Source organism: Arachidicoccus sp. (assembly GCF_050436765.1).
Taxonomy (GTDB): domain Bacteria; phylum Bacteroidota; class Bacteroidia; order Chitinophagales; family Chitinophagaceae; genus Arachidicoccus.
Window position 1 is genome coordinate 1 of the sequence record NZ_JBNQGD010000151.1, and the last position, 14,271, is coordinate 14,271.

At 34.6% G+C, this 14,271-nt stretch carries 15 protein-coding genes and 1 tRNA gene; 10 read left to right on the forward strand and 6 right to left on the reverse strand.

What is annotated here, in order from left to right; genetic code table 11:
• The 3 genes from ACQR30_RS06300 to ACQR30_RS06310 all read right to left on the reverse strand — a co-directional run.
• The coding region (locus ACQR30_RS06300; RefSeq protein WP_429732851.1) for a TlpA family protein disulfide reductase at window positions 1-664 on the reverse strand (664 nt) is incomplete at its 3' end.
• A gap of 341 nt (window positions 665-1,005) precedes the next feature.
• A tRNA-Lys gene (locus tag ACQR30_RS06305) sits at window positions 1,006-1,078 on the reverse strand.
• A 55-nt stretch (window positions 1,079-1,133) separates the two neighbouring features.
• A complete protein-coding gene (locus tag ACQR30_RS06310; RefSeq protein WP_429732854.1) occupies window positions 1,134-3,227 on the reverse strand; it encodes an LTA synthase family protein in 2,094 nt (697 codons plus the stop codon).
• A 247-nt stretch (window positions 3,228-3,474) separates the two neighbouring features.
• Between ACQR30_RS06310 and ACQR30_RS06315 the strand changes: the two genes are divergently transcribed.
• The 3 genes from ACQR30_RS06315 to ACQR30_RS06325 all read left to right on the forward strand — a co-directional run bounded on the left by ACQR30_RS06315 (window position 3,475) and on the right by ACQR30_RS06325 (window position 6,620).
• The gene (locus ACQR30_RS06315) at window positions 3,475-4,509 is read left to right on the forward strand and encodes a DUF4271 domain-containing protein (protein WP_429732857.1); all 1,035 of its coding nucleotides are present in this window, start codon (window positions 3,475-3,477) and stop codon (window positions 4,507-4,509) included.
• 38 nt (window positions 4,510-4,547) lie between these two features.
• Window positions 4,548-5,369, forward strand: a complete 822-nt coding sequence (locus tag ACQR30_RS06320) for a uroporphyrinogen-III synthase (RefSeq protein ID WP_429732860.1) — start codon at window positions 4,548-4,550, stop codon at window positions 5,367-5,369.
• 108 nt (window positions 5,370-5,477) lie between these two features.
• Entirely contained in the window at window positions 5,478-6,620 is a 1,143-nt protein-coding gene (locus ACQR30_RS06325; protein ID WP_429732862.1) for an acyl-CoA dehydrogenase family protein, read from the forward strand.
• A 70-nt stretch (window positions 6,621-6,690) separates the two neighbouring features.
• On the opposite strand, the gene ACQR30_RS06330 is transcribed toward ACQR30_RS06325, so the two are convergent.
• The 3 genes from ACQR30_RS06330 to rsmG form a co-directional block, all read right to left on the reverse strand.
• Window positions 6,691-8,334 (reverse strand): CTP synthase, encoded by a 1,644-nt coding sequence (locus ACQR30_RS06330; RefSeq protein ID WP_429732865.1) that lies wholly within the window; start codon window positions 8,332-8,334, stop codon window positions 6,691-6,693.
• A gap of 242 nt (window positions 8,335-8,576) precedes the next feature.
• The gene (locus tag ACQR30_RS06335; protein ID WP_429732868.1) at window positions 8,577-9,071 is read right to left on the reverse strand and encodes a hypothetical protein; all 495 of its coding nucleotides are present in this window, start codon (window positions 9,069-9,071) and stop codon (window positions 8,577-8,579) included.
• Between the two features lie 127 nt (window positions 9,072-9,198).
• A complete protein-coding gene (rsmG, locus tag ACQR30_RS06340) occupies window positions 9,199-9,825 on the reverse strand; it encodes a 16S rRNA (guanine(527)-N(7))-methyltransferase RsmG (protein WP_429732870.1) in 627 nt (208 codons plus the stop codon).
• Window positions 9,826-9,838: 13 nt separating this feature from the next.
• On the opposite strand from rsmG, the gene ACQR30_RS06345 reads away from it, so the two are divergent.
• From ACQR30_RS06345 to hxsC, 7 genes are all read left to right on the forward strand, one after another.
• Window positions 9,839-10,126, forward strand: a complete 288-nt coding sequence (locus ACQR30_RS06345; RefSeq protein WP_429732891.1) for a BlaI/MecI/CopY family transcriptional regulator — start codon at window positions 9,839-9,841, stop codon at window positions 10,124-10,126.
• 132 nt (window positions 10,127-10,258) lie between these two features.
• Window positions 10,259-10,540 (forward strand): hypothetical protein, encoded by a 282-nt coding sequence (locus ACQR30_RS06350; protein ID WP_429732873.1) that lies wholly within the window; start codon window positions 10,259-10,261, stop codon window positions 10,538-10,540.
• Between the two features lie 9 nt (window positions 10,541-10,549).
• Window positions 10,550-10,918 (forward strand): His-Xaa-Ser system protein HxsD, encoded by a 369-nt coding sequence (gene hxsD / locus ACQR30_RS06355; RefSeq protein ID WP_429732876.1) that lies wholly within the window; start codon window positions 10,550-10,552, stop codon window positions 10,916-10,918.
• A 4-nt stretch (window positions 10,919-10,922) separates the two neighbouring features.
• Window positions 10,923-11,471 carry a methyltransferase domain-containing protein gene (locus tag ACQR30_RS06360; RefSeq protein ID WP_429732879.1) on the forward strand — a complete coding sequence of 183 codons (549 nt, stop codon included), beginning with the start codon at window positions 10,923-10,925 and terminating at the stop codon, window positions 11,469-11,471.
• Window positions 11,468-12,559, forward strand: coding sequence for a radical SAM protein (locus ACQR30_RS06365; protein WP_429732882.1), 1,092 nt, complete (start codon window positions 11,468-11,470; stop codon window positions 12,557-12,559). Before ACQR30_RS06360 ends, ACQR30_RS06365 begins: the two co-directional genes overlap by 4 nt.
• Before the next feature lie 94 nt (window positions 12,560-12,653).
• Window positions 12,654-12,971 carry a hypothetical protein gene (locus tag ACQR30_RS06370; RefSeq protein WP_429732885.1) on the forward strand — a complete coding sequence of 106 codons (318 nt, stop codon included), beginning with the start codon at window positions 12,654-12,656 and terminating at the stop codon, window positions 12,969-12,971.
• 1 nt (window position 12,972) lies between these two features.
• Complete coding sequence (gene hxsC, locus ACQR30_RS06375; protein ID WP_429732888.1) at window positions 12,973-14,112, forward strand: His-Xaa-Ser system radical SAM maturase HxsC; 1,140 nt, start codon at window positions 12,973-12,975, stop codon at window positions 14,110-14,112.
• Window positions 14,113-14,271 lie beyond the last annotated feature (159 nt).

Here is a 14,271-nt window from a genome sequence, read left to right on the forward strand (position 1 = left end):
ACTTTACTTTGTCAGGTGAATCTAAGCAAAAACCTAAAAACAAAACATCATTTCTGTCTTTGTATTGATCAACTAATTGATTAAGATCTGGCATTTCGTGTATACAGGCTGTGCATGTTACAAACCAGGTGTTAATCACTAACGTTTTACCAACACAATTTTGGTTATTATAAACGTTCCCATCTAAATCTTTAAAATTAAATCCAGGAAGTTGCTTTCCTTCCATTTTGTAGAATCGATAATGTAGATCAGCTTCCTGCTTTATAATTCTGTTTATGCTTCCGTTAGCAATTAGCTTAATTCTCTTTAATTGAATGTATTGGCTGGTATCATCTTCTTTTATCAATACAGGAAGGAATCTGGCAGACAAAAGTTTTTGAAAAAACTCATCCTTGGTTATTTTATTTTCATTTTCGTCATAAGAGATAAATGGTTTTGAAAAGTTTAAATAAGAATTCCAATAATCCCAAAATGTGGAAAAATCTTTTGTTAATGAATCGACATTTAGTGAATAGGTTCTAATGTAATTTGATTTGCTTTTAGCTGTAGAAGAGTCAATTCGTTCATGTTTTGTATGAGCAGTATTGTTTTGGCAACCACAAAATATTCCCGTAATAATGAATGCAGATAATCCACAACGACGTATGTGTTTGAGCTTATCCATATTTTTAGAATTAAATTTAAAAATTAGTTTAGAATCTAACTTAGTAAGAATATTTATGTCATTAACCAAATGATTGTAATCATTACAAAAGTATTATCTCGTACAAATTGCCGACATGAATTTTTATTTTACTAATAATAAATAACGTAATTTTTTTGCTTTACTTAGGGCTTTTCGTAATATCAAATGATTCCATTTTCGGAATCGCCATTCTCCAGCTTACATGATTCTTATCGACAAATCGTTTTATTTAAGTCGAATTGTTTGGGAAATTGTTTGGTAAATTTTATATAAACTAAAAAGCAGCTATGACATTTAATCATAACTGCTTGATTACTAAGTGACCCCGTAGGGACTCGAACCCTAGACCCGCTGATTAAGAGTCAGCTGCTCTACCAACTGAGCTACGGAGTCATTTGGGATGCAAATAAACAAAATAAAACAGCTCCCTCAAAATGTATTTATATATTTATTGCTGATAGCCTTTATGCTGTAACAACCACGAGGCAGTCTGATAAAAACTTATTGCTTCCTTTTTTCTTATCAGATCGGGCTTATTTAACAATATTTCTTTGTACTTAGATTGAAATTGTGGTGCCACTCCTTCAATAGGTTCTTCTTTCAATTCATATTGTTGTATCTGCTTTACAGGAGAAAGCACGGTAAGTGTACTATCTCTAATAAAACCTAAATCCTGGTAAGTAGCAATAAATGCACGAGGAATATAAGTACTATCCAATACATTCTGCCCGAAGAACTTTGTTGGATAAGTAAAATGCATTAATCCCAACACGGTCGGCATAATATCAATTTGCGAGCAGAGTTTTGTGACTTCTTGAGATGGTATAAAATTACGCGAATACACAATCGCCGGAATGCGGTATTTATCCATCGGCAAGGCAGTTCTTCCGGCCGAAGAAGCACAATGGTCAGCAACAATTATAAAAATAGTATTGTTGAACCAAGGTTGTTTTTCAGCCATCGAGAAAAATTTATGCAAAGCATAATCCGTATACTTCACACCACCATCCCTCGACTTAGCATCACCGCGAATATCAATTTTTCCATTAGGGAAAGTATACGGTCGATGATTACTCACCGTCATCCAATGATTAAAGAAAGGTTTTCCTGTCGCGGCTTCTGCATTCATCGTTTCGATAGCTTTATTAGCCATATCTTCGTCACATACACCCCAAACATTCGCAAATGTAATTTCCTCTGGCTTAAAATTACTTCTATCCACAATATCATATCCGTTGCCTTCAAAGAAGTCTTTCATATTATCAAAATAACTATATCCACCATACATAAACTTAACCTGATAGCCCCTTTGTTTAAAAATATTCCCAAGATTAAACTTATCCTTATTGTCTTTTCTTTTAATTATACTCTCTCCAGCCGTAGGAGGCAATGAAAGCGTGAGCGCTTCTAATCCACGAACCGTTCGATTTCCGACAGCATACAAGTTTGTAAAAATCAGACTTTTGTCGGCCAAGGAATCCAGAAATGGGGTCAAGTCTTTCTTGTTGCCATAGTGTGCCAGAAACTCTTCACTCAAACTTTCAACGGTTATCAATACGACGTTTTTATGCACTTCCGGTATAGAATCTTTTATACTACGCAAAGTACTTTCTCCCTTAATATCCGGAAATTGTTTTTGTAAAGTTTGAAAAGCTTCCTGTTGATTAATGGTTGGGTAAAATTTGAAATAGTTCAAAGAATTATCCAAAAAAGCATCATAAAATTTGTGGATTCCATCTGCCTGCAATTCATTAGTAAATATATTTTGCGCATTCTGCAAATGTGCCAATGCGGGTATCAATAAAAGGGCAAGTAAAAGTCCAATCGCATTGACAACAATTATCTTTAGCTTGCTAAAAAAGGAAGGAAGGTGGTTTAAATAGCTTTTTGTTTTATATACGATAAATATGGTTATACCCAGAGAAGCTATACCAAGACCTGTGAACAAAGGAACTATAGGGTAGGATTCCATTATATTGCCAATCACTTCATTAGTATAAATTAAATAATCTACCGCAATAAAATTATACCGCACACCGAACTCATTCCAGAAAAAGAACTCACTAACACCGTTTAACAAAATAAGCGTAACGAAAATAAATATAGTGAATGTGTATAAAACCAATCTAATTTGCTTTCTATACTTTGGTAAAAATAAAAGCAACCCGAACAGAAATGTTTTAATGCCTATAAACGTAATGACCAAAGTTGGGACTACTCCCCCATACTGATTGAAAATCGTATTGAAGAAACTCACATAAATAAGTAGTAGTAAAAGTAATCCGAAAATAATATAACCAAAAGGCTTCTTATATTTCCCATCGGATAGAAATAATAGATACATCCAAAACAAGACGCCCACCACTATAAATACGAAAGCATTTGATAAGGCTCCTAAGAAAAATATTTTTAAAATACTACCAAGAGAAAAGCCTCCGGTAACGATGGGATTAAAAATCAGCAATATCCTGAGCAAAAAACACACAATCACATACAATCCCAATAAATACAAAAATGGACGGAAGAATTTTTTGAGCGTCATTGTAAAATAGTTGTTGAACGAATAGACAAAAGTAGTTGAATTTTGATCGAATCATTATTTATAAAACAATTAATATTTCACAAAAAACCATTCAGGAAGCAATGTTTAGTGCCCCAAAAATCGTAGAATAACGGATGCCACTGAATGAAACGCCCCTCTAGTCATTTCTATCATAGGCAACAAGTCAAAATAAATTAGTAAAAAACGCGGTATTAGTTCTAAAAAATTAAGCACCTTTGCAACTTCAATGAAGTCTATTTTAGCTATATTATTCTTATTGTTTTCTTTGGGTGCATACGCCCAATCGCATGATAGTGTTACCCCTAAAACATCCAATTCATTACAAAAAAAAGATTCAGTCGTTAATAAAATAAAGGAAGTACACAAAACGCCTCTTGTCCGAAACACCAAATCAGACAGCACGCTGAAAAATACAGATAGCATAGAAAAAATGGTTGTGGCGCTCCCCCCGACAAAAAAAGAATTATTAGAGAAAGCATTGGATAAGGATGCAATTCAACATACATACGCAGGCAAAAATATTGTGAAGCTTCTTTTCCCCAATTGGCTATTGGAAAATAAAAAGCAAAATTCATCCAATATCAGACTACACCTATCCTCAGAACACAATGACTTGCTTTTTTATTTCTTTTTAGGTCTGCTGACTTTGCTGGGAATCGTTAGAACTGGTTTTCCTAAATATTCTAAACAGATTACCCACTTTCTTCTACAACCCAACCTTCGTAGAAAACAATCAAAAGAAAGCCTAAATATTGAGAACATAATTCCCTCGTTATTGTTTAATTTTTTATTTGTGTTAAGTACTTCGTTGTTTGTTGGGCAATTGATTGATAAGCAAATTAAAGGAGCCTCTTTTTGGTTAATTTTCCTTTATTGTGCTTTTGCCATTACCGTCATTTACTTAATTAAATATATTGTCATTAAATTATCGGGTTGGTTATTTAATGCACCCATAGCCGCGTCCACTTATAATTATGTGGTATCTTCTATTAATAAACTTATCGGCATTGTATTAATTCCCCTAACAATTTTTATCGCTTATGCCGGGAATAGTGCAACATCTTCCTTCTATTCACTCGCAGGCATTCTCGTAGGTTGCCTGTTTCTGTATAGATATATTGCCTCATTTATGTTAATTCGCGGAAGTTTAAATGTGAATGCTTTCCACTTTTTTTTGTACCTTTGCGCCGTTGAAATAATCCCTTTACTTATTACATACAAAGTAATTATAATAAATTATAGCGGTTATCTTTATAACTAATCACATTATCTATTCACTAACTTCGACTAAGATTATATATGGTAAAAAGTATTGGTAACAGTTTGATTCCAGCAAATATCGCGACAACTATTTTGATTACTCAGCCCGCACCCAGCAGTGAAAAATCACCCTATTATGATTTAGCGAAGAAACATAATGCAGAATTAGTATTTCATCCTTTCATAAAATTAGAAGGACTCTCGGCAAAAGAATTTCGTAAACAAAAAATAGACATTACTTCTTATTCGGCTATTGTATTTACCAGCCGCAATGCCATCGATCATTTTTTTAGAATGTGTGAGGAGATGAAAATATCGGTGAGTCAGGACACCAAATACTTCTGTATCGCAGAAGCCGTTGCGTTATACTTGCAAAAGTTTATTCTATATAGAAAAAGAAAAGTGTTTTTTGGTGCAGATGGTACGAATAAAAGCCTTTTTGACGTATTTAATAAACATAAAGAAAATGAAAAATTTCTTTATGTATGCAGCGAAAATCAACAAGATAGTGACATCGTAAATTGGCTAAAAACGAATAAATGTGATTTTGAATTAGCCTTCATGTATCGTACCGTTAGCAACGATATTAAAAGTGTAGTAGATAGCCATAAATTTGATATTATTTGCTTCTTCACACCCAGCGGTTTACGTTGTCTGCTCGATTCATACCCCAATTACCCAAAATCTAAGACAATTACTGGAACATTTGGCAGCGGTACACATAAAGCCTGTGTGGATGCCGGCTTAAACCCAGAAATTATTGCACCTTCTAGAGAAGTTCCTAATATGGCGGTAGCCCTAGATGCATTTCTATCAAAAAAAGAGGCCGCCCAAAACAAAACTGTAAAGAACAAAATATAATCGTTCGTTAAAACAATTAATACATTACCCTCTCCCGTTTTGGTATTATCAAATATTCTTTTATATTTGTTTATAACAAACATTAGTTAGTAATATTAAACCCTTAAAATGTATTCCCAACAAAGCGACCTAACCGAACAAATAAAACAAACCGCAAGAGAATTTGCGCTGCAAAAGATCAAACCACATATAATGGAGTGGGACGAAGCCCAGAAATTTCCCATAGAAATTTTTAGAGAACTTGGGCAAATAGGTATGATGGGTGTGTTAGTTCCGCAACAATACGGAGGAGCAGGACTTTCTTATTTTGAATATAAAATAATTATAGAAGAAATAGCCAAAGTATGCGGAAGCATTGGCTTAAGTCTAGCCGCGCATAATTCGCTCTGCACCAACCATATTCTTTCTTTCGCGAATGAAGAACAAAAGAATAAATACTTACCCAAATTAGCAAACGCCGAAAAAATCGGCGCATGGGCGCTTACTGAACCCAATACAGGAAGTGATGCCGGTAATATGAAATGTGTAGCCAAAAAAGATGGTGACAATTGGATTATCAATGGTACTAAATGTTGGATTACTCATGGCATTAGTGGAGAAACGGTTGTACTAATAGCCCGTACTGGAGAGCCCAGAACAAAAAACAATTGCACCGCATTTATTATCGAAAAGGGAACGCCGGGGTTTTCATCAGGAAAGAAAGAAAACAAGTTGGGTATGCGTGCCAGTGAGACAGCCGAAATAATTTTTGACAATTGTATTATCTCAGATGCCCAAAGAATGGGCGAGGTTGGCGAGGGCTTTAAACAAGCAATGGCCATCCTTGATTGTGGACGTATCTCTATTGCCTCTCTTTCATTAGGTATTGCCAGAGGCGCATATGAAGCAGCTTTACTATATTCAAAAGACCGTCATCAATTTGATAAGCCCATTTCCTCCTTTCAAGGAATTAGTTTCAAACTCGCAGATATGGCTACCGAAATAGAAGCAGCCAACTTATTAATTTTGCAAGCCTGCAGCCTAAAAGAAGATCATCAGAAATTGACCAAGCAGGCCGCTATGGCAAAATATTATGCCAGTGAAGTTGCGGTACGTACCGCAACCGAAGCCGTACAGATATTTGGTGGCTATGGTTATACCAAAGATTATCCGGTCGAGAAGTTTTATCGCGACGCCAAACTCTGCACCATTGGAGAAGGCACATCGGAAATACAAAAAATAGTCATCGCAAGAGAAATATTGAACGATTAATAATACACTAGCCAAGAAAACAGAAGGCCGCCCTATTATATAGGCCGGCCTCATTTCTTTCATCACTTATTTAAGACAAATTAGTAACAGCAACTTTATGAGTAGCGCGTTTTTCACTAAAGACTTTTGCAGCCGCAACAAAATTTACAAATAAAGGCGCGGGGCTTTCAACCGTACTTTTAAGCTCAGGATGATATTGAACACCAATAAAGAAGGGATGTGCAGGTACCTCAACTATTTCGACTAAGCCGGTTTCCGGGTTAATACCAGTAGCTTCCAAACCATTGCTTTCAAATTGTTGCAGGTAATCATTATTAAATTCATAACGATGTCGATGACGTTCAGAGATTAAAGTGCTACCATAAATTTTCTGGGCTAAAGAACCTTCTTTTATTTTACAAGGATAGGCACCTAATCGCATTGTCGCGCCCATCAATTTTATTTTCTTCTGCTCTTCCATCATATTAATAACCGGATGCGGCGTATCATTGCGCATTTCTGTAGAGTGCGCATCCTGTAATCCCAAAACATTGCGCCCAAATTCAATCACAGCCATTTGCATTCCCAAACAAATACCGAAGAATGGAATACTATTTTCGCGCGCATATTGAATAGCTAAGATTTTACCTTCAATACCTCGTTCTCCAAAACCTGGTGCTACAAGCATCCCATCAAGCCCTTGTAGTTTTTCTGCAACATTCTCTTTGGTAATAAATTCACTATGAATATTTTGAATCTGCACTTTCACTTCATTCATAGCACCTGCGTGAATAAAACTTTCTAAAATAGATTTATAAGCATCCTGAAGTTCTATATACTTGCCAATCAAACCAATAGTGATCTTACTTTTAGGATATTTAATCTTATCTAAAAATGTTTTCCATTTTTCGAGTTCAGGCTCCTTATAATTGTCAATTTTAAATTTCTTCAAGCAGGTAATATCCAATTTCTCGCGCAACATTTCCAAAGGCACTTCATAAATCGAGGCCGCATCCATTGCTTCAATAACAGCATTTTGTTTTACATTACAAAACAATGCTATTTTCCTTTTTAGATCATTTGTCAATGGTTCTTCTGTACGACAAACAAGAATATCGGGATGGACCCCCGTTTCACTCATCATTTTCACTGAATGTTGCGTGGGCTTCGTTTTTAACTCTTTTGCAGCACGCAAATAAGGGATTAAAGTCAAATGTACCACACACACATCTTCTTCCGGCAGTTCCCATTGAATCTGACGTATAGCTTCTACAAAAGGCAAACTCTCAATATCACCAATGGTGCCTCCGATTTCTGTAATGATGACGTCATATTCGCCGCCTCTTCCCAAAAGCAACATCCGTCTTTTTATTTCATCCGTAATATGGGGCACCACCTGTACGGTTTTCCCCAAATAAGCGCCTTCACGTTCTTTGTTAATAACGGTTTGGTAGATTCTGCCAGTTGTTACATTATTCGCTTGAGAAGTATGAATATTCAAAAATCGTTCATAATGCCCGAGGTCTAAATCGGTTTCCGCCCCATCTTCCGTTACATAACATTCTCCATGCTCATAGGGATTTAAAGTACCAGGATCTACATTGATATAAGGGTCAAACTTTTGAATAGTCACCTTTAATCCTCTCGCTTGCAATAGTTTCGCCAATGAAGCGGCAATAATTCCCTTTCCTAAACTGCTCGTTACGCCACCGGTAACAAATACAAACTTTGCCATAATATTTCGATTCAAATTTTTACAAAAAAAGATTCACCCGAAAAAGTAAGTACAATAACATTAACGGATGAAAATCGGTGACCTATAATTATATCTTCTGGAAAAGAATTTAATGCTCAATTCGATAAGGAGGTCGTGCAAAGATATTTTAAATTTTTAGGAAAAAAAATATAGTCCTAATAAAGAAAGCAAAAAGCCGCTCCACATCACTGTGGAACGGCTTAAAAAAATTAAAATGCTGATTAATTCGCTGCTTTATTAAAAGAATAGACAGCAACGGTACTATCGGCCATTTCACCGCCTATTTCAACGGCTTCTTTTTTATTTTCGGTAATCAGTAACTTGCTCGAAGTAATATTAGCAATTCCTGCTATTGCAATGTTTTGAGGTGTTGCCGGAGTTAAATAATACACTGTTAGATTAGCATAAATAGAATCGTTTGCCTTTAACTGATAAATGCCCTTAATCATCGTTGTCCCATCATTCAAAGTTCCAACAATAGAATCATTAGCATCGGTCTTTTTAAAATTAAACACCGAGTTTTTAATTATATCGTTCAAAGTAGAATCTTTTTGTGTGATAGCTGTACCATTTACAAAGCCGGTTTTCACATAATAATCGCCCGTCCATTTACCTTGAATTACGGTATTATTGTCGGGCGTGGAAGGCCCGTCACTTTTGCTACAAGCGGTAAATAATAGCAATAAACTAGAGGCCGCTACAAAAAATTTTTTCATAGAAGAATGTATTTTTTAAATAAATAATTAAATATACATCCTAAACGACCGATCATGCATTCTTGCTACACCCTATAAAATATTTTTTGCAAATAAACTCATACAATCCTCTGCACCCCTTTATCCATCAACGTTCTATGTACAATAAATATTTTTCCCGGTAAAACTCCTCATCAAAGATGTCTTCTAATGGAGAAACTTTGGGACGCAATCCACTATCAGAAACTTCTTGTGCCAGGTCGCCGCCCTTTAAGCAAATAAGCCCATTCGGGATTTCGTTCTTATTCAATTTTTTCAATAAGGGCTTGCTCCAATACCACAAATCTTTTAAGGATGCTACCGCACGTGAAACCGCGAAATCAAACTTTCTATCTTTAATAGATTCAGCACGCGCATGTTGGGTGGTTACATTTTGCAATCCAATAGCTGAAGCAACTTCATTTACGACTAAGAGCTTTTTATTAATACTATCAACCAAATGAAATTTTACATCGGGAAAATATATAGCCAAAGGAATACCGGGGAATCCACCACCACAACCAATATCAATAATTTCGGTTCCTGTCCGGAACTCAATGGTAGCAGCTATTGCAAGTGAATGCAACACGTGCCGCTCATAAAGACTATCGATATCTTTTCGGGAAATTACATTTATTTTAGTATTCCAATCTTTGTACAAATCGTACAACATTTCGAATTGCTTGGCTTGGGTTTCCGTAAAATCGGAAAAGTATTTTTGAAGTATATCCATCATTGTACAAAAATAAATTAAAAGGACATTACTTAAACGCATTCAGGGGAAAGGATTTATAGCGAACAAAACTTTGGGCAACTCCTTCCAATATCATTCTTTGCTAAATAAAGAAAATTACGTCTCTAAACAAATGAGGAGGATTAATAAAAGAATATTTGGGGAATTCTGCTTTACAGTATGCTACTTTTTTACCAATCAAATTAATTTGATTAATTGCAATTGGAAGAGCGGGAAAAAATTATCGATTCTGAAATTAAAAGGCAGAACAAATAATAACTTATCCGATAAAAGTGCCCTCTGAAGGCCAACTTTTTATTCTTTTATCCCAAGTATCCATTTGAAGTTTTGAGATCTTGAAATAAAATATATTTTTTATAACAAAATTTTATAATTAGATTTGAAACAGCTATCAAAGCGTAAAAACTGTAAAATCATGAAAAGAAGCACTTCTTTAAATTTGGCAAAGCAAGTTGCAGCTATTATGGCTGCCGCAATCGCAACCGGATCTGCAGCAAACGAATTGCCAACTGCAGAGAATTATGAAAACAACACCTTGAATTCTATTGAAATGAAAAAGCTAACTAAGACAACAACCCAGCCCGTCCTTAAATTGAACTTAAGTAATCCTAGCGAAAGCCAATTTATTGAGCAACATTCATCACATTCATCACATTCATCACACTCATCACACAGTTCAAGCTCTTATGTTTCTTAATTAACAATCATGAATAATAATTTCATAAAAGACCATGAAATAAACGCTTTTGTAGATTGTACCTTATTCTCCAAAGAATCAGTTTTGAAATGTCTTTACTGGTATGGAGATAAGTTTCATACTAGCATATCTTTGGCAGACTTCTCGTATGTTGTTTCATTGAAACCACTTATCAATAGTAACATTCATGACGATGAATTGATCTTGTATCTTCAAAAATTTGAAAGAGACTTAATAGATTTTCAGATTCGCGATATAATCGCAATAGAAACCAAAAATATAAGAGACATTTTAGTCGCAAAAGCTTTTTCAAATGGAGAATTTGATGAAGATCCGGTCGGAGAAATTGAAGATCCCGTAGGCCTTACTCATATTTAAAACTATGAGAGTTGAACATCAATTTGATCCAGAGTACAGATTTGTATCCCCAGCATTAAAGAAGGCTATTCAAAAAATTGGAGACTGTAAAGAATTAAGCTGTTTAGATATGCCTGTTGGAAATGGAAGGAATGTTTTTTACTTGGCTAATCATTTTAAGAATATTACTGCTGTTGATTTAAACAACAAATTCATTAATAATATACATACTGATTCCCTCAAATATAATCTCAAAGCAGGTGTTATTAAAACCTCAATACTTAATTTGGAAAAAGAATTACCTATTGAGACTGCCTCCTGCGATTTCATTGCTACCATACACTATTTTGATTACTCCTTTTTAAGTCTCGTAATAGACCAAATGAAAAAAGGAGCATATTTTTTTATTGAAACGCCAAATTGTAACGGGGGAAATTTCTTTAAGCTACCAACTGAACAAGAAATAAATAATCTATTTAAAAATGTTGCTGTTGTTTTCATAGATAAACATTCCTGCAAATCAAATAATAGTCCAATTAAAAATATCTCATTTAAATGCCTATTAAATAAATGACAGAAACAAATCCACAAGTACGAAAAAATAGAAAGTTCAAATCTCTCGACTTTTTTGACAACCAGAAGGAAAGTAATTATTTTCTACTTCCATTTAGATTCCATAGGCTTAATAAAAGTAAAGAAGTTATTGTTAATGAAGTAGGTGACCATTTAATAATACCTAACGGCACAGTAAAAAGGATTGTAGAAAAAGATATTTCAAAAATTGACGATTCGGAATTATTTGGAGATTTAATATCAAACTTTTTTATTTCAGAAACACCTCTTCCTCCACTAATCGATGTTTTGGCTACCCGATATAGAACAAAAAAGTCATTTTTAGATAATTTTACTTCTCTTCATATATTTGTTATTTCCTTACGGTGCGAGCATACTTGTCATTACTGTCAAGTATCAAGAGTTACGGAGGATAAAGATAAATACGATATGACAAGAGAGCATATCAATAGAGGAATCGACATTATGATGCAATCCCCCAATCCATCTATCACTATGGAGTTCCAAGGGGGAGAAGCATTATTAGCGTTCAATAATATTGTGTATGCTGTTGAACGAACGAAAGAATTAGCAATCAAATATAAAAAAATTGTAAACTATGTTATTTGTACAAATCTGGCGGTTGTAACTGAAGATATTTTATACTATTGCAAAATTAACAGAATTCTTATCTCATCTTCTTTGGACGGTCCTAATTACGTTCATAACGGCAATAGGAAGCGCCCTGGCAATAATAGCTACGAACTAACCATTCAAGGTATTGAATTATCAAGAAAAATCTTAGGCAAAGAAAGAGTATCCGCCTTAATGACTACTACAAATCTTTCACTAGAATATCCAATTCAAATTGTTGAAGAATATTACGAAAAGGGATTTCGGAATATTTTTTTACGTCCAATTTCGCCTTATGGCTTTGCTGTAAAAAATGAAAGAAAGAATAAGTATGAAACTGATAAATTTCTTGTGTTTTATAAAAAGGCATTGAATAGGATATTGGAATACAACCTTAATGGAATTTTTTTTTTCCGAAGACTATGCGACAATAATCTTAAGGAAAATACTAACGCCATTCCCTGTTGGTTACGTTGACTTAAGTTCACCAACTGGTTGTATCACAAATGTTATAGTTTTTAACTACGATGGCGGGGTCTACGCAAGCGATGAAAGCCGAATGCTTGCAGAAATGAAAGATTATACCTTTAAACTTGGACATCTTGATACCAATACTTATGAAGAAATCTTTTACAGTTCGCAGGCGCAAAAAATTGTTGAAAATGGCATTAATGAAACGTTACCTGGATGTTCGGATTGTGCCTTTCAAGCGTATTGTGGAGGAGATCCAATTCATCATCATGCTACACAGGGTGAAATGATCGGTTATCGTCCAACAAGTACATTTTGTCAAAAAAATATGGAGATAATACGACATCTTCTTGAACTAATGGATAGTGATAAACGAATTGCAAAAATATTTGAAAGCTGGACAAAACAACGAATATAAAATGCTATTAAAAACAAGGGGTACTGCTTTTAACATAAATGAGTCTATTGTAGGCCGGGTAACGAGGAACCAATTTGAATTAGATAATTCCTCCTTCCTAATTTGTGAAGATGAACTACCAGAAAGGGATAATCCATTTATTGGTGTGTTGACGAAACATAAGATACATACAAATGCGTATTATAGCCAGCCTATTGTGTCAAATGTGCCAAACTTTGACCATCTTTCAAATGGAGACATAGTAGTAGTAAATGAAGATGGAACTATTAGAACCCTGTATCGGGCTAATTCGCACCATAACGTACTATTTGTTACAGAAAGATGTAATAGTAATTGTCTGATGTGTTCCCAACCTCCCAAAGATAAAGACGACATTTCCAGACTTTATAAAATTAATCAAAAGCTCATTTCGCTTATCCCAAAAGACTGCTTTGAATTAGTAATTACCGGAGGTGAACCTACACTTCTGGGAGAATTATTTTTCAAAACACTTGAGACATTAAAAGAGCAATTACCTAAAACCGAAATTCATGTTTTAACAAATGGTCGTTCATTCGCATGGCGAAATATGGCAGAACGACTATCGAACATTAATTATAATCGTGTAATGTTTGGTATCCCATTATACGCCGACTATTATCAAGTACATGATTATATTGTGCAAGCAAAAGATGCTTTTAACCAGACAATTTTAGGGCTTCATAATCTTGCCCGGTATAACCAACGAATCGAAATAAGAATCGTACTTCATAAACAATCAGTTCCACGACTTACACGGCTTTCAAAATATATCTACAAGAACTTGCCATTTGCTCAACATATTACATTTATGGGGTTAGAATACATTGGCTATACACCTCACAACATTGATAAGCTTTGGATTGATCCTCATGATTATATTGATGAGTTAAATGAATCGGTAGAGTTTCTTGCTGGGCAAGGTATGCAAGTTTCAATTTACAATTCTCAACTTTGTGTCTTACCACAAAATTTATGGAAATACTGTCGCAAATCTATCTCAGATTGGAAAAATAGTTATTTGCCTATCTGTCAAAGTTGCACCAAACTAAACGAGTGCGGAGGGTTGTTCACCTGGAATTTAGATAAACACAGCGATTATATCAATCCGTTTCTTGTATAAAAATCTAAGCTACGTCGTATATTTTATTTAGTTTGCAGTATTGAGGAGGCTTTATAACTATTTAATTCAATTTAAAATACGATATTATTTTACATTTACTTTTCTTCCTGTTTTGAACACTTTTCGGTAGCCAAAAACACAACTAGTTGATATTGAATT

Coding starts and splice junctions, on each gene's coding strand:
- ACQR30_RS06310 (WP_429732854.1), bottom strand. CDS start 3,227: ATGACGCTCAAAAAATTCTTCCGTCCATTTTTGTATTTATTGGGATTG.
- ACQR30_RS06315 (WP_429732857.1), top strand. CDS start 3,475: ATGAAGTCTATTTTAGCTATATTATTCTTATTGTTTTCTTTGGGTGCA.
- ACQR30_RS06320 (WP_429732860.1), top strand. CDS start 4,548: ATGGTAAAAAGTATTGGTAACAGTTTGATTCCAGCAAATATCGCGACA.
- ACQR30_RS06325 (WP_429732862.1), top strand. CDS start 5,478: ATGTATTCCCAACAAAGCGACCTAACCGAACAAATAAAACAAACCGCA.
- ACQR30_RS06330 (WP_429732865.1), bottom strand. CDS start 8,334: ATGGCAAAGTTTGTATTTGTTACCGGTGGCGTAACGAGCAGTTTAGGA.
- ACQR30_RS06335 (WP_429732868.1), bottom strand. CDS start 9,071: ATGAAAAAATTTTTTGTAGCGGCCTCTAGTTTATTGCTATTATTTACC.
- rsmG (WP_429732870.1), bottom strand. CDS start 9,825: ATGATGGATATACTTCAAAAATACTTTTCCGATTTTACGGAAACCCAA.
- ACQR30_RS06350 (WP_429732873.1), top strand. CDS start 10,259: ATGAAAAGAAGCACTTCTTTAAATTTGGCAAAGCAAGTTGCAGCTATT.
- hxsD (WP_429732876.1), top strand. CDS start 10,550: ATGAATAATAATTTCATAAAAGACCATGAAATAAACGCTTTTGTAGAT.
- ACQR30_RS06360 (WP_429732879.1), top strand. CDS start 10,923: ATGAGAGTTGAACATCAATTTGATCCAGAGTACAGATTTGTATCCCCA.
- ACQR30_RS06365 (WP_429732882.1), top strand. CDS start 11,468: ATGACAGAAACAAATCCACAAGTACGAAAAAATAGAAAGTTCAAATCT.
- ACQR30_RS06370 (WP_429732885.1), top strand. CDS start 12,654: ATGAAAGATTATACCTTTAAACTTGGACATCTTGATACCAATACTTAT.
- hxsC (WP_429732888.1), top strand. CDS start 12,973: ATGCTATTAAAAACAAGGGGTACTGCTTTTAACATAAATGAGTCTATT.